Below are 17733 nucleotides of genomic sequence, written 5' to 3' on the forward strand. Positions count from 1 at the left end.
CCCCCTCATGTCGAGACTACTAGTAGCGCTGCTGCCCAGACAAGCAGTATCGCACCGGCCAGCCGCGTCGGCAGATTGCCTGCCGTCCGTTTTTCGACCAGGCTGAACAAGCCGATCATCGCCATCCAGAACACGTTCATCACACCGACGGCAAACATTACCAGCATTAGAGCCCAGCAGCATCCAAGGCACCACAGGCCCTGCTTCATGCCGAGCCGCAAAATACGAATGGGCCTGGCGCTCCAGTTGGCGAACAGGACCGAGAACGGATTTCTGCACTTGTCCAGACAGACTTCCTTCAGCCGGCTGAACTGATAGAGACCAGCGATCGACAGCGCGGCTGCCCCGGCAATTCCAACCAGCGGATCGAGCATCTGCCCGGATGAGGCGAATGCATGGATTGCGAGCGTCAGGGCAGCGAACATTGCCGAGGCGACAAGCCAGACGCTCAAATATCCAGCGACCAGGATCAGCGGATGGACGGCCGGCTCCCTCTTGATCCGGGCGGTATCCGCGATCTCGCAATAGGTGCGGATCATCGGCGCCGCGGAGGGCAGCATGGTCGCGATGACCATCAACAGCCACATCGCGGTGAGTGCCCCGCCTTGCGCGCCTAGGCTTGCGCGAAGCGGCGCCGGCGCAAGGCAGAGGGCGAAGAAACGCGCAAGGAAATCCGGCAACGGCAGTAGCGGCAGGTATTCCAGCACGGCGTCGCCCGGTACATCGGCGCCCGGGAGCCGGCTTGCCGCCCCCCGAACTGCCATTACGCCGAGAAGGAGCCAGGCAAGGGCGATGCCCATGCCGGCAACAACGCTCACGGTCAGTCGAGGGTTGCGCGCAACGCTCGCCATCGCGCGGCCGGTACCGTCGAGGTGGCTGAAATAGTCTTGTTGGCCGGTCATGGCAACCGAATGGGCCGAATCGCCGCGTTGATCAAGCGGCATCACCTGACCTATATGGACCAGCAGGTCGGATAGGCCTCACCTCGCAATCCGGAAGCCGAATTTGAACCATCGGGAAACAGCACGGATACTGGTCGCCGGCAGCGGCCCTGCGGGGCTGATCGCGGCGCTTGGCTTTGCCAAGGCGGGCTTTCCCGTGACGCTCGTCGGACCCGACGCAGCCGGCCCCGACGGCCGGACGACAGCCTTGATGAACCCTGCCCTAGAGATGTTCGAACGGCTAGGGATCTTCGACGGAATCAGGCCGCACGCAGCGCCGCTCAAGGTGATGCGTATCGTTGACGCAACCAACCGGCTGATCCGCAGCCCGACAGTGACCTTTCGCGCCAGCGAGATCAACGAAGAGCAATTCGGGCTGAACTTGCCCAACAGCGTTCTCAACCGCACGCTAGCCGAGGCTGTCGCGCATTCGGGCATCGAATGGCGAAAGTCGATGGTGGAGGCATGGCGCCTCGATGCCGACCATGCCCATGCCGTTCTCGCCGACGGTAGCGAGATCGAGGCATCGTTGGCAGTTGCCGCCGATGGCCGTCAATCGCCGGCCCGCGAGGCAGCCGGCATCCGGACCTCGGTCCGATCCTTTCCGCAGGCGGCGCTGGTGCTCAATTTCGGTCACCGCAGCGACCACGCATTCACCTCGACCGAAATCCACACCGAGACCGGTCCGTTCACACAGGTTCCCCTGCCCGGCAACCGGTCCAGCCTTGTCTGGGTGCTCGAACCCGAAATCGCCAAGGATCTTGCAGCACTCGACGAGGCCGAGCTTTCGACGCGGGTCGAACAGCGGATGCAATCGATGCTGGGCCGCGTGTCGGTTGAGCCCGGCCGGCAGGTCTACCCACTTTCAGCGGTGAGCCCGTGGCGGTTTGCGCATCGCCGCGTGGCACTTGTCGGTGAAGCCGCCCACGTGTTTCCCCCAATCGGCGCGCAAGGGCTTAATCTCGGCATCCGGGACATTGACGACCTGATTGGTACCGCAAGCAGAAACCGCTCGGACCCGGGCGCCGCCCAGGCGCTTGCAGCCTATGATTTCAAGCGGCGGCCGGACATTCTGGCGCGCAGCAGCGCGGTCAACCTACTGAACATGTCGTTGCTTTCCGACATGCTGCCGGCCCAGCTGATGCGCAGCGCTGGTCTTGGCGCGCTTGAGGGGTTTGCGCCGTTGCGGGCGTTTTTCATGCGCGAGGGTCTTCGACCCGGCAGCGGTTTTGCGACTTTTTTTGGCGGATTGCGAAAACCGGCTGAGCGATAGCGATCTTGGCCACCGCCCTTGATCCGCATCTTGGGATGCTCAACCCGGCATCAAGCTGATCGGGATTGAATTGACGCGGCGTCTGCGCCAAATAATGACGATGTCGACCGTAAGGCCTGGGCCGATCTTTGCCTGACCGGTGTGTAAGAATCTAAAATCCTGGAGCGTTTCCTTGCGTGTTCCAGGATGCGTGGCGTTCAAGAAGTTCAAGTGGTGAGTGCGATGAAAACAGCCAAATTCTCGATCGGACAGGTGGTTCGCCACCGGCTGTTTCCGTTCCGCGGCGTCATTTTCGACGTCGATCCGCAATTCGCCAATACCGACGAATGGTACGAGGCGATCCCCGCTGACGTGCGGCCGCGCAAGGACCAGCCCTTCTATCATCTGCTCGCCGAGAATTCGGAGACGGAATACATCGCCTATGTGTCCGAGCAGAATTTACTCGAGGACCGGTCGGGCGAACCGGTCCGGCATCCGCAGATTGGTGAAATGTTCGACAAGAAGCCCGACGGGCGCTACGAGCCGAAGCACCAATTGAGACATTGACTTAGTCGGGATCTGGCTGGGCTCGGACAGGCTTGAGACAAGTCTGGACCCGATAATCAGCCGATTCAATAAAAAAGCGGGGCATGAACCCCGCTTTTTGTTTTGTTCGAAAACCCGTCGATCAGTTGGCGGCCTTCGCCTTTTCCTGTTCTTCCTTGAGCTTCTTGGCAAAATCCTGATTGTTCTTGGCGACGAACTCCTGGAGCTTCTTCTGTCGGTCCTCGATGTCCGACTGCTGCAGCGGCGGGCCGTCGAAGGCGCCGCTGAAGCCGGTCAGCGCGATCTTGATCGGGTTCGGCTGGTTCTGGAAATTGACCGAGGTCAGCGTCAGGTTCGAACCTTTCTTGAAGGACGCGACGAGCTGATCGGTCAGCGGCACTTCCGCCACGCAGCGATCCGGGAAACAGATCACGTACTCGAGCTTCTGCGCCTTGCCGGCGTCGATCTGGAGGCCGATGCCGGGAGGAACCAAACGGCCGGTCGGAACCGTCACCTGGAACACCTTGCGGTTCACCTTGCCCTTCAATTCGATCAGGCTGACGCCGGTGATGAGCTGACCATTGCCGGCGGTGGTGATGTTCTGGACATTGCAAATGTCGACATCTTCCTGCTTGGTGCAGGCCTTGAACCAGCCTTGCGGAATCTGCTGTTGCTGCTGCGCGACAGCAGCGGGAATCCCGGCGCCCAGAATGCCGACCACGCCAGCGGCCATGACCGACAGGCGGTACGCGTTGCTGTTCAGGCTCGTCATGTCGTGCATTCCTCTCAAATGATCCCGGGACCGGCTTTTTTCATGCCGTGTGGTCCAGCTACCTGTTGCCGAAATGAGGCAACAGAATGACTCCGGACGGCGTGTTACACTGCAAGCGACGCCGAATCCAGCCCGGGCCACGCGAATCTTGGCCGAGGGACTGGGTTGAGGGATTGGCCGGTGCACGACCGGCTCATGTATGCTGCGCATCGAATCGGGAAGGAGACGGTCATGGGCCGCGTTGTCGTTTGGCTGATCGCCACAATCTTGTTTGTCGGCCTTTCCCTGCAGCCGGCCCTGTCGGAACCGAAGCACGCGCTTGCCATGCAGGGCGAGCCGGCGCTGCCGGCCGACTATGATCATTTCAACTACGTCAATCCCGACGCGCCGAAAGGCGGCAGCATTACCTATTGTGTCGTCGGCTGCTTCGACAATCTCAATCCGTTCATCCTGAGAAGTCTGCGCACCACCGCGCGCGGCATGATGGATCAAGCTTTTGGCAATCTTGTCTTCGAGCCGTTGATGCAGCGCAACTACGACGAGGCCTTCAGTCTCTACGGCCTGCTCGCCGATACCGCCGACATGGATCCCGAGCGCAAGAGCATCGAATTCCACCTCGATCCCAGGGCCAAATGGTCGGACGGCGAGCCGGTGACGCCGGAAGACGTGTTGTTCACCTATGATGTCTTCACCGAGAAGGGTCGGCCACCTTACAGCCAGCGAATGAAAGCGATCGCCAAGCTCGAAAAGACCGGCGACCGCAGTGTGCGCTTCACCTTCAACGAAAAGGCGGACCGCGAATTTCCCCTAATCATTGCGCTGACGCCGATCATCCCGAAACACGCGTTCAACAAGGACACTTTCGACAGGACGACGCTGAAGCCGGTGATCGGCAGCGGGCCTTACACGGTGGCGCAAGTCGTGCCCGGCCAGCGCATCGTGTTCAAGCGCAATCCGGACTATTGGGGCAAGGACGTGCCGTCCAAGCGCGGCTTCGACAATTACGACCAGATCACCATCGAGTATTTCCTCAACGCCAACGCCAAGCAGGAAGCGTTCAAGAAAGGCATCTGCGCCATCGACGACGACAGCGACCCGGTCAAACGCGAGCGCGATCTCGACTTTCCGGCCTTCCACAGGGGCGAGGTCATCGCCGAAACTTTCGATACCGGCATTCCGCCGGTGTTCAACGGTTTCCTGTTCAACACGCGGCTGCCGAAATTTTCCAATCCGATCGTGCGGCGCGCGCTCGGCATGCTCTACGACTTCGAATGGGCCAACAAGAATCTGTTCGGCGGCAAATACACGCGCACGATGAGTTTTTGGCAGAATTCCGAGCTGTCCGCGCTCGGCCACCCGGCCAGCGAAAAGGAAAAGGCCCTGCTGGCCCCCTACCCCGGCCGCGTGCCCGCAGATGTCATGGACGGCACCTACAGGCCGCCCGTTACCGATGGCTCCGGCCAGGACCGCAAGGTGCTGAAGGCGGCATTCGAGCTGCTGAAGAGCGCGGGCTATACGGTGCAGGACGGCGCGATGCTCGATCCCCAGGGAAAGCCGTTCGGTTTCGAGATCCTGACCGCCTCGCAGGACGAAGAGCGACTTGCCGCTATCTATCAGCGCACGCTTGAGAAGCTCGGCATCGATGTCAGCATTCGCAGCCTCGACGGCGATCAGATCCAGTCGCGCAAGCAGCGTTTCGATTTCGAGGTGCTGGTCGGCTCGACCGGTTTCAACAACTCGCTGTCGCCCGGTATCGAGCAAGCCGGGCGCTGGGGATCCGCTGCCGCCAAGGCCGAAGGCTCGTTCAACCTAGCGGGTGTCGCCGACCCAGCAGTGGACGCGGCGATCGAGGCGATGTTGAGAGCTCGCTCGAAGGAGGACTATGTCGCTGCTGTCCGGGTCCTCGACCGGCTGCTGATCTCAGGCAATTACATGGTGCCGACCCAGCACAACAACCAGCAATGGCTCGCTTATTGGAACTATCTGGAACATCTGCAAAAGACGCCCATATACGGTTATCAGTTGCCGACCTGGTGGCGCAAACCGAAGTGACCTCTTCAGAACAGGAGATCAAGATGAACGACGAGAACTCGATTACCGTCGATGTGGTCTCCGACGTCGTGTGCCCCTGGTGCTTTATCGGCCAGAAACGGCTCGACAAGGCGATTGCCGCCGTCGACATCGACGTTCACATACGTTGGCGGCCCTTCCAGCTCGACCCGACGATTCCGCCCGAAGGCAAGAACCGCCGCGACTACATGGTAGCGAAATTCGGCAGCGAGCAACGCATCCGCGAGATCCATGCCCGGATCGAGCCGTTGGGCGAGGCTGAGGGGATTTCCTTTGCCTTCGACGCCATCAAGGTCGCGCCCAATACGCTGGATGCGCACCGGCTCATTCGCTGGGCCGGGACGGCCGGCGAGGCCGTTCAGAACCGGCTGGTGCGCCGGCTGTTCCAGCTGAATTTCGAAGAAGGCGCCAATCTCGGCGATCATGCCGTGCTGATCGAAGCCGCCCGCGAGGCCGGCATGGATGCCTCCGTCGTCGAAACGCTTCTGTCGACGGACGCCGATGTAGAGGCGGTGCGCACCGAAATCGCCACTGCTTCGCGCATGGGCATATCGGGCGTGCCGTGCTTTCTGCTTGAAGGCAAATATGCGGTGATGGGCGCCCAGGACGCCGATACGCTTGCCGATGCGCTGCGCCAGGTGGCTGCGGCCAAGGCACGCGGCGAACTGGAGACGGCGAACTGAGCCGGACTATTTTCGACTACTTCACCGTCACCTTGGCCTTGCTGACGAAAAAGCCATGGCCATGCTTGCCGGTGCAGGTCAATCCCTTGGTGGAGGACTGGCAGGAAAACGGCCCCTTGCTCCAGCTGTTGCCGTAGGCCAGCTTGGCGACGTCGCCGCAGCAGCCTTGCTCGCCCGGATTCTTGATCAGCGTCGCCTGGCCTTTCGGGCCGAGGACGACGGTGACGTAGCTGGGCTCGACGCGCGAACAGCTCAGCTCCGGTCCGCCATCCTGCGGCTCGTAGGTGCTGGTGCCGCCCTTCGGCGTGTAGATGCAGCCAATATTGCCGGACGGCGTGTTGAACTCGATCTGTCCCTCGGCGTTTGCGGGAACGGTCTGGCTGCCGGCATATGTTTGCGGCAGCCAGGCAAACATCGCGAGCATCGCCACAAACAATGTCCGTGCAAGCATGAAGAACTTCCCCCCGGTTCAAACCTGGATGCGTCCGGCAGGTTCGATCCGAAGCGCATCTTTGTCAAACGTAGGCGTTCCTGACATGGCAGCTTCAACCACGAATCATACGGTCACGTTCTGGCCGCCGACGACGCCGGACTGGCCTCGAAGGCGGATTCGGGCTGTGAAGATCGACCGCTGGACGGCGCTTCTATGTTCACAAAGCTGTGTGAAGACCTTCCCTAGGGGAAGGTCTCTACCTGCTCCGGCGCAGGCAAGTAACTAGTTGAAATTGCCTTGGTATTCAGCCCCAGAAACGTGACAGCATAGCGCCGTGACCCATTCATTCTGTTGCTCCACTGCAACGGCTGGCGAGCTAAGCTACCCGCGACCAGTGAAAAGCTAATGTAAAATGATCAATTGGTGTTACTGTCCGTAACAAAAGAAAAATCGTTTGGGCGGGATAGTGATTCGGGTCGATAGACCAACGCGACATTCAATATCGGAAAAATGGCTCCGCGGTGCCGCAAGGCAGTCGCCCCTTACGCCCGTATCGTCGATGCGCAGCTTCTGGGGCCTGATGCGGGCCTACTGGTTTTCGGACAAGTGGGTGGAAGCCTGGACCTTGACGCTGGTGATCGCCCTGCTCACCGCGCTCTCCAGCAAGTCAGGCGTGTGGTTTGCCGTAGCATCCGGAGAGCTGGTCAACTCGATCGCCTTTTTCCATGATGCCGCGAACACCACCCCGCTTCAGACACTGCTGGCCAATGCCGGGATACTTGTCCTCCTGGTCTTGCTCAAGGATGCGGGTTTTACCGGTATCCGCAGCCTGGTGTCCGCAACGTTGCATCGCAAGTGGCGCGGCTGGCTGGACAGCCAGTTCAACGAAGCCCTGCTTGATTCCAATCACACCCATTTCCACGCTCAGCATGGCTCGTCAGGTGCCGCCGCTCCCGACAATATCGACCAGCGCATCCAGGAATCGATCAAGGATATGACGGGGGGCGCCATCGGCCTCGCGATGGGGGTTTTGGCCGTTGCTACTTCATTGTATTTCGTCGGCCAGCAACTGCTTGCACACTCGGCGGAGGTCAAAGGGCTGGAGTTCCTCGGCAGCTATGGCAGCGCCGTCCTCGCCTTTCTGGCAGTCGCCACTTACGTACCGTTGAACACCTGGATCGCCGTCAAGCTGGGCAGGCTGCTGGAACGGCTCAATGTCAGGATGCAGCAGGCCGAAGGCAGCTATCGCGGCGAGCTGATCACCTTTCTGCGCCGCAGTTTTCATGTCGCCGCATCGCAAGGCGAGAACGTGCAGAAGGCAGTGCACAGCCAGCGCTATGTCGACATCGACCGCACCTGGGCGCGGCTGAACATCGTCAACACAGGCTACAATTCGTTCGAGCTGATCTACAATTTCATCGGTGCCCGCATTGTCGCCTACGGGCCAGGCTTGGTTCCCTTCATCCATAACGGGTTCGATCTCAAGGGCTACATAACCGGCTCTGAGATGGTCAACTCGCTGATCAGTCAATGCTCGTGGTTCATCCATGTCATGCCTGCCATCGCCGCGCTGCGGGCCAACAGCCAGCGCGTCACCGAACTCGCAAACGCGATCGAAAACGTTCAGCACCCGCAGGAATTTTATCAGCAGACCGGCCGCTCCGATTTTCGCTACGACCGCCAAAACCCTGTTTTCGGCCTGACCATCCAGAAACTAGAGCTAGCGCATCAGGGCGAGGACGCAACGCCCTTCCTGAGTGCCGCGAACTTGCGCTTCCGGCGTGGCGAATGGACTTTCCTGAAGGGCGAATCCGGTTGCGGCAAGACCTCGCTGATCAAGGCGATCAACGGCCTTTGGCCCTATGGCCGCGGCACCATCGTCTTCCCGGAAGGGGTCAGGAGTTTCTACGCCGCCCAGGAGGTGAAGCTGCAGCAGGTTTCGCTGAAGCAATTGGTCTGCCTGCCGGGTTCCGAGCATGATTATCCCGACGTGCAGGTCGCATCCGCCCTGCACAAGGCCGGCCTCGGCGATTTCATCGAGCATTTGGCCGATGAGAGCCGTGAAGGAAAGATCTGGGATCAGGTTCTCTCGGGTGGGCAGAAACAGAAACTGGTTGTCGCCCGTATCGTGCTGCAGCAGCCGGGATTGCTGTTCCTCGATGAAGCCACTGGCGCTCTCGATCCCGATGGACGGATCGCCTTCCACCAGGCGATCAAGGACAATTGCCCTGATGCAACTGTGATCTCGATCATGCATGAGGCGACGCCACCGAGATCGCTCGCGGGCACCGAATTCTACCACAGCGTCGTTGCGATCGCCGACGGCGTCGCCACCAAGAAGCCGCTGGTTCCGAGCTTGCCGGTCGAGCTCACCACCATCCTCACGCAGCCGACGCGGCCGGCCGAGGACAAGTGGCTGCGCTTTCCCCGCCGGCTCAAGCAGAGATAGCTGCGGCACCATTGCCAGCATCCAGCCTGCCTGTGACGTAGCCCGATCACAGTCTCGCGATCCGGTCGGTCTGCCGCCGTTTTAACCCGCTCTCGCGATTGACTTGGCAAGGCACGCTCCTATGTTGCGCCGGCTTGCAGAATCTCAACTCGAACCCGCGAGCAGAAAGGTCACAGCGCCATGCCTGGCGACAGTCACAGTCGAACGCAACCGCCGTCCGCTTGACGTGATCTGACAGGCTCACGTCCTGCCGGACGGCAAGGAGTGAGCCATGAACGAGTTTTCCCCCGTTGCGGGCGGCGATGCCATCGCCCGCGTACTTGCCAACGAACATGTCGCCGACATGGTCGAGGCGCTGAACCAGGAGCCTCGCGAGACGGCATCGGAGCTGCTTTGCGAAGTGCCGTTCGAGCGGCTGGTCGAGATCTTCGACCAGCCGAAGCTCAACGGCGCATCCGAACTCGTCGAGGCACTACCCCGCATCAAGGCAGGCAGACTGCTTGCCGCCATGTCGGTCGACCGCGCCGCCGACATACTGCGCGATCTGAACGAACCGGCTCGTTCCGAGCTGCTCGGCGGCCTGGCGCCACCGCTGCGCGCGACGCTGCTTGCTATTCTCGGCTACCCCGAGGGCAGCGCCGCCTCGCTCATGACGACTGAATATGTCGGCGTGCCGCCGGACTGGAGCGTTGCCCGCACGCTGGATTACATTCGCAAGGTCGAGCGGACGCGCGAAACCGTCTACGCGATCTACATCGTCGATCCGCAAACGCAGGTCCTGTTGCGCTCGACCAGCCTGCGTCGACTGATCGCTGGCGAACCCGACGAACTGATCATGGCAATAGCGCCGGATCGTGCGCCTATCACTGTTTCACCGCTGACCGATAGTGAAAAGGTTGCTCAGTTGATCTCCAAATATGATCTGCTCGCCGTCCCGGTCGTGGACAACGGCAAGCTCCTCGGCATCGTCACCATCGACGACATCATCGATACGATGATCTCGGAAACGACCGAGGACGTGCATCGTTTCGGCGGCATGGAGGCTCTCGACGAGCCCTATATGAAGATGGGTTTTCTGGCGATGATCCAGAAGCGCGCCGGGTGGCTGTGTGCGCTGTTTATCAGCGAGATGTTGACCGCCAACGCGATGCAGAGCTACGAGGGCGAGCTGGAAAAGGCGATCGTGCTGACCCTGTTTATTCCATTGATCATGAGCTCCGGCGGCAATTCCGGCTCGCAGGCGACCTCGCTCGTCATCCGAGCCCTGGCGCTGCGCGAGATCGGCCTTGGCGACTGGTGGCGGGTGGCCCTGCGGGAGCTGCCCACCGGCCTGGTGCTTGGCTCGATCCTTGGCGTAGTCGGCGTCTGCCGCATCGCGCTCTGGCAATATTTCGGCTTCTACGACTACGGCCCGCACTGGCCGCTGATCGCAATGACGATCGGCGCCACGCTGGTTGGCATCGTCGCCTTCGGCTCGCTGTCTGGATCAATGCTGCCGTTCGCCCTGAAGCGCGTCGGCTTCGACCCGGCCAGCGCATCAGCCCCGTTCGTCGCCACGCTGGTCGACGTCACCGGGCTGGTGATCTATTTTTCTGTGGCGCTTGTGATCCTGCGCGGAACGTTGCTGTAAGATCACGCACTTCCATCGCGGCAATCTCGTTGCCGCGACGGTCGTCGTCGCGTCAGACGCGCTCACCATCCCTCACCCGGTAAGTCGGTTTGTACATGGTGACGAGTTCTTCCGCCGCGGTCGGATGCACCGCCATGGTGCGATCGAAATCATCTTTGGTCAGCCCGGCCTTCAGCGGTATGCCGAGAAGCTGCGCCATTTCGCCGGCGTCCGGCCCGAGGATATGGGCGCCGAGGACTCTTTTCGACGCGCCGTCGACGACCAGCTTCATCAGCATCTTTTCATCGCGGCCGGAAAGCGTGTGCCGCATCGGCCGGAAGGTGGCGCGGTAGATTTCAAGATCCGAAAAGCGCTTTGCCGCCTCATCCTCCGACAGGCCGACCGTGCCAATCTCGGGCTGTGAAAAGACTGCGGTAGCGATCGTGTCATGGTCGGGCGCCATCGGATTGTCCTTGAAGGCGGTCTCGACGAAGCACATCGCCTCGTGGATCGCCACCGGCGTCAATTGCACGCGGTGGGTAACGTCACCGATCGCCCAGATGTTGTCGATGTTCGTGCGGGAGTATTCGTCGACCTGGATTGCCCCGGTTTTGGTCATCTCGATGCCGACGCCTTCCAGCCCCATGTTCTCGGTATTGGGAATGCGGCCGATGGCGAGCATGACCTGGTCGACCGTCAGCACGGTGCCGCCGGTGACAAGCGCGTCGAGCCGGCCGTCAGGGCGCTTCCTGACCCACGCGGACACGGCGTGGCAGAGGATTTTTATCCCCTTCTTTTCCATCGTCTCGTGCAGCATGCGTCTGAGGTCCATGTCGAAGCGGCTGAGTATCTCCTTGCCGCGATAGACCAGAGTCGTGTCGACGCCCAGCCCATGAAAGATGTTGGCGAATTCGACGGCGATATAGCCGCCGCCCTCGATCATGATTGCCTTCGGCAGCTCCTTGAGGTCGAAGGCTTCGTTGGAAAAGATGCAGTGCTCATGGCCGGGCAACGCCGGATGCGGCGCCGGGCGCCCGCCGGTAGCGATCAGGATCTGGTCGGCGGTAACGGTGCGATCCTCACCGAGAAGATGCACCACATGCGGATCGACCAGGGTGGCGCGCGAATGAAAGACCTCACCGCCGGCGCCGTGCACGTTCTTCTTGTAGACGGCCTCCAGCCGGCTGATTTCGCGGTCCTTGTTGGCGACCAGCTTCTGCCAGTCGAAATGCGCCTCAGGCACCGTCCAGCCAAAACCGGCAGCGTCGGCGAAATGCTCGGGGAATTGCGAGGCGTAGACATAAAGCTTCTTCGGCACGCAGCCGCGGATCACGCAGGTGCCGCCGTAGCGGAATTCCTCGGCAATGCCGACACGCTTGCCGAGTAGGGCAGCGACGCGCGCCGCCCTCACCCCGCCGGAGCCGCCGCCGATGACGAAAAGATCGTAGTCGTAACCGGCCATGGTCCAGCTCCTGCCCCTCAAACAACGAGACAGGTAGGCTGCCAGCCACCAAAAGAAAAGCCCGGACTTGCCGGGCTTTCTGGTCCAGTGGCGGTCAGGCCACTCGGAAGTCCCCGATCAATTCGGCGTGGCGTCCGTGGGAGCAGCCCCGTCTGACGGGGCGGCACCCTCGGCAGGTGCAGCCTGCGCCTTGGCATTCGCCGCTGCACCCAGGGTCTCGCCGACCTGCTGGGCGAGATCGCGAGCCAGGCCGTTCTGCCAGATCTCGGCAGCCTTCACCAGTTCGCGCGTCACGATCGGGCCGTTGTCGAGCAGCTTCTTGCCGGAATCGGAATTGTAGAAGGCGGCGATTTCATTGAGTTCCTTTTCCGAGAACACCTTTGCGTAGGCAAGCGCTGCTTCCTTTTCCAGGTCGGCGCGGCGCGATGCCAAGGCCATCGCCTTCTCGTTGATCGTCTTGGCGATCAGTTCCTGCATGTCCGGGTTCTTCTGGATCAGCTGCTGCTCGAGCGCCGCGGCCGCTTGCGGCAGGATGTTGTCGAACGTATCCGTCGCATGGATCGCCGCGACCGCGGCACGCGCCGCCTTCAGATGCGCATCAGTGACGTCCTGCGAAAACGCCGGCGACGAAAACGCGAAAACGGCCGAGGCCGCCAGAATGGCAAAAAAGCGGCCAACCCGGTTATGCAACATCATGATCGGTAAAACTCCTTGGTTTTCGGGCGGCATGGACGGTTTGGATGCCGTCGCCGCCGGCTATGATGGCCGTTGTCGCCAGCCCGATGAAAAGACCATGCTCGACCACGCCGGGAATAGCGTGGAGAGCATTCGAAAGCGCTCTTGTATCCGGAATGCGGCCAAAAGATGCATCGAGGATAAAATGGCCGCCGTCTGTAACAAATGGCTGGCTCCCCGTCATCCTCAATGTAACAGGGCCGGAAAGGCTCAGGTTTGCAGCCGCCGCGCCAACCGCAATTTCGGTGGCGCGCAGGCCAAACCGGTTGACTTCGATGGGCAGCGGAAAACGGCCGATCATCTCGACCATCTTGGAGCTGTCGGCGATGACGATCATGCGGGCGGAGGCCGCCGCGACAATCTTCTCGCGCAGCAGCGCGCCACCGCCGCCCTTGACCAATGTCAGCGCCGGATCGATCTCGTCGGCGCCGTCGATGGTGAGGTCGAGCTCCGGTGTTTCCTCGAGGGTCGACAGCGGCACACCAAGCTGGGTGCAAAGGACGGCGGTGCGCTCCGAGGTCGGCACGCCGATGACAGTCAGGCCGGTGGCGACCTTGTCGGCGAGCAGCCGCACGAACTCATCCGCTGTCGTGCCGGTGCCGATGCCGAGCCGCATGCCATCCGTGACATGGGCAAGCGCTGCCCGCGCGGCCTCAACCTTCAATTGCCTCGCATCCATGCCGGGCCCCAAGATTTGTTTCGGCGCTCGTAGCATTTTTGCCGAGCGGGTCAAAGGACCTTGCCTGCGGTGGATAAGCCGGCTTGCCTGAACGGGCCGCAGCGGTTATCGCCTGCCGGCAATCGAATCGTCACAGGACAGGCCATGACCCGACCGACCATCGTGTTCGACCTCGACGGGACGCTGATCGACACGGCGCCGGACCTGCTCGACAGTCTCAACCACAGCCTTGCCGCCAGCCAGCTCGCGGCCGTAGACGAAGCCGGCTTCAAGCGTTTCGTCGGCCATGGCGGCCGCGTGATGATCGAGCGCGCCCATGCAGCGCAGCACAGGTCGCTGGCCGTGGAGGAGCACGATCGGCTGCTAAAGCTGTTTCTGGACCATTACACCGTTAACATTCCCGGCAAGTCGCGCCCCTACCCGGGCGTTCCCGAGGCGATCGCACGGTTCGAGGCAGCCGGTTACCTGCTGGCCATCTGCACCAATAAATATGAGGCCAATTCGGTGGCGCTGATCGAGGCGCTCGGTATGACCAGGCATTTCGCGGCGATCTGCGGCCAGGACAGTTTTCCGTTCCGCAAGCCCGACCCGCGCCATCTCACGCAGACCATCGCGCGTGCCGGCGGCGATCCGCACCGTGCACTGATGGTCGGTGATTCGCAGACAGACATCGACACGGCAAAGGCCGCCGGCATTCCGGTAGTGGCAGTCGATTTCGGCTACACCGATCGTCATGTGCGGGAGTTCGAACCGTCGGCGGTGATCTCGCATTTCGATTCGCTGACGCTCGATCTGGTACAAGGGCTGATGGCCGCGGCGGAGGGCTGAAGCCGGCGATAGCCCAGACCGCCAGGTGACGGCCGACAAGTGGTTGACTTCGCAGGCCGGCCTCCCTTATATCGCGGCGCGCTTGGCCTTCGGGCAACGAGCGGGCGATTAGCTCAGCGGGAGAGCACACCCTTCACACGGGTGGGGTCGCAGGTTCAATCCCTGCATCGCCCACCATCTTTCAAGCACTTAGCCATCACCGACGGGGAATGCTGCCGTGATCGAGAACCAGCGCATGATCGCATTGGTTTTCCGTGCGCTTTTCCGCAAGCTATAAGACTGACTGGCACACTTACGCTCGGCACAATTGCCGGTCTGGACGATCCACAAGCCCGAGTCCGGGAACAAACCCGTATGTAGATGAGTTTCTGCTCATCGAAATGTGAGGGAAAGCCATGTCCAGACTTGTTTTGGCGGCCGCCGTGCTGCTTGTCGGCGGATCGGCCTTTGCCGCGAACGAAAATCCGGTGCCGCCGCAGAATGCCAAGAAGCTGTCGGAAATCATCGCCAAGGTCGAGCAGCGCGACGACTTCCGCTACATCAAGGAAATCGATTGGGACAGCGGCGCCTACACCGTCATTTATTACACGAACGACAAGGCCAAAGTCGAAATCACCTATGATCCGGTGACAGCCGCGCCGAAATGAAGCTGGGCGCCAACGGTCCAGATTCTAAAAAATGGCGCTCCTCGAAGGCCCCCGGCCTTCGGCACACCCTTGCGTAGATATGACTTTGATGGCTGACTGGGTGCTATCATTGCGCGCGGGGGTGGGCATGGCGACGGTAAAGCACGTATTGAAACGCTTTCTGATGATGCTCGCGGGTTATTTCATAGCGGTACTGGTTGGGCTGATCGCGGTGGCGGCGATCTATGGCGGGCTGAGTTCGCTGCCAAACGCGCCGAATTATTTCGACGTCATGGGTGTCACCCCCGTTGCGGTGCTGCTGTTGCCGCCGCTCGGCATGTTCATCTATTTTCTGACGATTGTGATGACCGGCCTGCAGACGCTGATCTTCGCACTGATTGCCGAGTTTTTCTCGCTGCGCAGTTTTTGGCTGCACATGGTCTTCGGCGCGGCGGCCGCGGTTGGCGGCTTCGCCTTGATCTGGCCCAGTGTACCGGACGACACGGACCCGGAGCGCTGGGCCGATATCGGCATCATTGCCGCGGCAGGCGTTGTCGCGGGCTTGGTCTACTGGCTCATCGCCGGACGCGATGCCGGTTTCCGGCGCCCACTGTTTCAGCGCTAGAACCGTATCTCTCAGCTTGCCGGCGAACGCACCGCTTCCGTGCTGTCGAGCGCCTGCTGCAGCCTTGTATCGCGGCCGTAGACGTCGTTGAAGTATTCGACCTTGCCGGACAGGTCCGGCCATGCGGTGAAATAGGCGACATAGACCGGGATCTTGCGTGTCACGTCCTCGGTCGAATGTCCGTGTTTCAGTCTGTCCTCGATGTAGTCGACCGGGGTGCCGAGCACGGCAGCCGCCATGCCGCGCGGATCCTGCAAGCGAACGCAACCATGGCTGAGCGCGCGCATGTCGCGCTGGAAAAATGACTTCTGCGGTGTATCGTGCATGTAGATGGCGTGCTTGTTGGGAAACAGTATCTTCAGCTCGCCCAGCGCATTGGCCTCGCTCGGCAGCTGGCGCACGCCGTAGGGTATCTTTGCGCCATAGGCACCCCAATTGACCGAGGATGAGGGAATGCGCTTGCCGCGGGCATTGACCACCTCATAGCCGGCGCGGTCGAGATAGCCAGGATCGCGCCGCAGCCGCGGCAACATCTCGTTGACCAGGATCGACTGCGGCACGCCCCAATAGGGATGAAAGTCGACCTGCTCGATCTGATCATAGAAGAAAGCAGTCTGGTTGGTGGGCCTGCCGACCACGGCGCGGGTCTTCAGCTTCTCCTCGCCGTCGTCGATATAGCTCGCGGTGAAAGCCGGCTGGTTGATGAAGACGCGCGGGCTGCCGAGGTCGGAAGGCAGCCAGCGCAATTCCTCGAGCGCGACCCGAACCTTCTGAATTTTGTCGGCCTTGGACGTTCCGGCCAACGATGCGACGGTACGCGGGCCGATGACGCCGTCGCCTTTCATGCCGGCCCGTTTCTGCACCGCCTTGATCACCGGCACCAGTTCCGGATCGTAGACCTCGCTGGTGGCGAGCCTCGCCAGCACCTCGCCATAGGCACCGCCCATCTCGTCATCGAGATTGCGCGCGATCCTTGTCAAAAGCTTCGGCAGCTCGGGGCTGGTCTGCCCCGGTTTCAACAGCAGATTGGGATCGACGACGATCTCGTCCTCGGCGCTGGCCTGTAGCGATTCCAGTTCGACGCGCAGCGCCTGATACTCGGAATTCTGTGGATGCCGTGATTCGAGATAAGTGCGCACTTGCTGGGTATGGGCCAGCGTCTTCAGTACCCCTTCCATGTCGAGCGGCTTCGGCGGAAAATCGTAGTAGCCGGTGATGCGGTTGGGATCGACGCGGCCGCTTTGTGCGTCACGTGCGTAGCGCAGGACACGGGCCGACATCGCCATCTCGAAGCGAACCAGCTCTTTCAGGCGCTCGTCGGCATTGCCCGCCGATGCGCCTGCTGCCGGAACTTCGACGGTGTAGTCGGCGGGCGTCAGGCCGTAGCTCGCGGCCTCGCCCAGCACCCGCACCGCATCCTCGGCACGGCTGTTGGGACTGGTTCCCGTCACCCAGATGAAATCCGGATTGGCTGAGTAGTACGCGATCAGCGCCTTGGCGATGTCCTTCTCGGCGTAGAGATCATAGCCGTCGAGCCCGGCAATGGCTTCGCGGAATGCAGCCCCGGTGGCCGTCGGCTCGAATGCAGCATCCTGAGGCGTTGCCGGTTCAGGCGCTGCCGACAGTGCCGAAAAATCGACGCGCACCAGCGGATCGCTCTTGTAGGTGTAATAGGACGGGCTGCTGATTTGCGCACCACCACCCCCACCGGAAGCGGCTGGCGCCTTGGGCTTGTATTTTGACGGTGGCGGCGGAAAGTTACCTTTCGGCGCTGCGTGTTTGACGCCGCCGCCGAAAAGCATGTCGAAGAACCCTTGCGCTTCAACCTGCGGCGTCCCGAAGGCCAGCATTGCCGCGGCCACCGCGAACGGCAGCACGGTTGCTTTGTTTCCAAGGAGTTTCATGGATCACCCGCTCCGGTTGAACCGGATCCCGTTCCGCACCGCTTTCACGGTCTCGCCCACCCCATGGCGGATGTAAGGCGTGACTACACTGATTCATACTGATTTCGTTAAGCTTCCAT

General features: G+C 61.3%; 16 protein-coding genes and 1 tRNA gene. 10 read left to right on the plus strand and 7 right to left on the minus strand.

Going from position 1 to position 17733, the window contains the following annotated elements; translation table 11 throughout:
* Window positions 1-5: 5 nt before the first annotated feature.
* Complete coding sequence (locus NKJ72_RS18720; RefSeq protein WP_352478854.1) at window positions 6-944, minus strand: DUF2182 domain-containing protein; 939 nt, start codon at window positions 942-944, stop codon at window positions 6-8.
* 61 nt (window positions 945-1005) lie between these two features.
* On the opposite strand from NKJ72_RS18720, the gene NKJ72_RS18725 reads away from it, so the two are divergent.
* Window positions 1006-2214: a UbiH/UbiF family hydroxylase gene (locus NKJ72_RS18725; RefSeq protein WP_352478855.1), complete on the plus strand. Its 1209-nt coding sequence runs from the start codon at window positions 1006-1008 to the stop codon at window positions 2212-2214.
* Between the two features lie 222 nt (window positions 2215-2436).
* Window positions 2437-2760, plus strand: coding sequence for a heat shock protein HspQ (gene hspQ, locus NKJ72_RS18730; protein WP_023675043.1), 324 nt, complete (start codon window positions 2437-2439; stop codon window positions 2758-2760).
* Window positions 2761-2881: 121 nt separating this feature from the next.
* Here hspQ and NKJ72_RS18735 read toward each other — a convergent pair whose 3' ends face one another.
* Complete coding sequence (locus NKJ72_RS18735) at window positions 2882-3511, minus strand: invasion associated locus B family protein (RefSeq protein WP_352478856.1); 630 nt, start codon at window positions 3509-3511, stop codon at window positions 2882-2884.
* Between the two features lie 231 nt (window positions 3512-3742).
* Here NKJ72_RS18735 and NKJ72_RS18740 point away from each other — a divergent pair, with 231 nt between their 5' ends.
* On the plus strand, window positions 3743-5563 hold the full coding sequence (locus NKJ72_RS18740) for an extracellular solute-binding protein (protein WP_352478857.1): 1821 nt from the start codon (window positions 3743-3745) through the stop codon (window positions 5561-5563).
* Window positions 5564-5586: 23 nt separating this feature from the next.
* On the plus strand, window positions 5587-6264 hold the full coding sequence (locus tag NKJ72_RS18745) for a DsbA family oxidoreductase (RefSeq protein WP_254817233.1): 678 nt from the start codon (window positions 5587-5589) through the stop codon (window positions 6262-6264).
* 16 nt (window positions 6265-6280) lie between these two features.
* Here the strand turns inward: NKJ72_RS18745 and NKJ72_RS18750 are convergent, their stop codons facing one another.
* Complete coding sequence (locus tag NKJ72_RS18750) at window positions 6281-6715, minus strand: hypothetical protein (RefSeq protein WP_352478858.1); 435 nt, start codon at window positions 6713-6715, stop codon at window positions 6281-6283.
* Window positions 6716-7256: 541 nt separating this feature from the next.
* Between NKJ72_RS18750 and NKJ72_RS18755 the strand changes: the two genes are divergently transcribed.
* Window positions 7257-9146: an ABC transporter ATP-binding protein/permease gene (locus NKJ72_RS18755; protein WP_352478859.1), complete on the plus strand. Its 1890-nt coding sequence runs from the start codon at window positions 7257-7259 to the stop codon at window positions 9144-9146.
* 271 nt (window positions 9147-9417) lie between these two features.
* Window positions 9418-10776, plus strand: a complete 1359-nt coding sequence (mgtE, locus tag NKJ72_RS18760) for a magnesium transporter (RefSeq protein ID WP_352478860.1) — start codon at window positions 9418-9420, stop codon at window positions 10774-10776.
* Between the two features lie 52 nt (window positions 10777-10828).
* Here the strand turns inward: mgtE and gor are convergent, their stop codons facing one another.
* The 3 genes from gor to rpiA form a co-directional block, all read right to left on the minus strand.
* Window positions 10829-12217 carry a glutathione-disulfide reductase gene (gene gor, locus NKJ72_RS18765; protein ID WP_352478861.1) on the minus strand — a complete coding sequence of 463 codons (1389 nt, stop codon included), beginning with the start codon at window positions 12215-12217 and terminating at the stop codon, window positions 10829-10831.
* 117 nt (window positions 12218-12334) lie between these two features.
* Complete coding sequence (locus NKJ72_RS18770; protein ID WP_352478862.1) at window positions 12335-12913, minus strand: DUF2059 domain-containing protein; 579 nt, start codon at window positions 12911-12913, stop codon at window positions 12335-12337.
* On the minus strand, window positions 12900-13631 hold the full coding sequence (gene rpiA / locus NKJ72_RS18775; RefSeq protein ID WP_352478863.1) for a ribose-5-phosphate isomerase RpiA: 732 nt from the start codon (window positions 13629-13631) through the stop codon (window positions 12900-12902). The genes NKJ72_RS18770 and rpiA overlap by 14 nt, the downstream gene beginning before the upstream one ends.
* Window positions 13632-13775: 144 nt before the next feature.
* On the opposite strand from rpiA, the gene NKJ72_RS18780 reads away from it, so the two are divergent.
* The 4 genes from NKJ72_RS18780 (at window position 13776) to NKJ72_RS18795 (ending at window position 15710) form a co-directional block, all read left to right on the plus strand.
* Window positions 13776-14459, plus strand: coding sequence for a phosphoglycolate phosphatase (locus NKJ72_RS18780; RefSeq protein WP_254817239.1), 684 nt, complete (start codon window positions 13776-13778; stop codon window positions 14457-14459).
* A gap of 102 nt (window positions 14460-14561) precedes the next feature.
* Window positions 14562-14636, plus strand: a tRNA-Val gene (locus NKJ72_RS18785).
* 218 nt (window positions 14637-14854) lie between these two features.
* Complete coding sequence (locus NKJ72_RS18790; protein WP_352478864.1) at window positions 14855-15106, plus strand: PepSY domain-containing protein; 252 nt, start codon at window positions 14855-14857, stop codon at window positions 15104-15106.
* Window positions 15107-15233: 127 nt separating this feature from the next.
* A complete protein-coding gene (locus tag NKJ72_RS18795) occupies window positions 15234-15710 on the plus strand; it encodes a hypothetical protein (protein ID WP_352478914.1) in 477 nt (158 codons plus the stop codon).
* An 11-nt stretch (window positions 15711-15721) separates the two neighbouring features.
* Here NKJ72_RS18795 and NKJ72_RS18800 read toward each other — a convergent pair whose 3' ends face one another.
* Window positions 15722-17614: a L,D-transpeptidase family protein gene (locus NKJ72_RS18800; protein WP_352478865.1), complete on the minus strand. Its 1893-nt coding sequence runs from the start codon at window positions 17612-17614 to the stop codon at window positions 15722-15724.
* Window positions 17615-17733: the final 119 nt, after the last annotated feature.

Source organism: Mesorhizobium sp. M0045, assembly GCF_040323385.1.
In the GTDB taxonomy this organism is placed as follows: domain Bacteria; phylum Pseudomonadota; class Alphaproteobacteria; order Rhizobiales; family Rhizobiaceae; genus Mesorhizobium.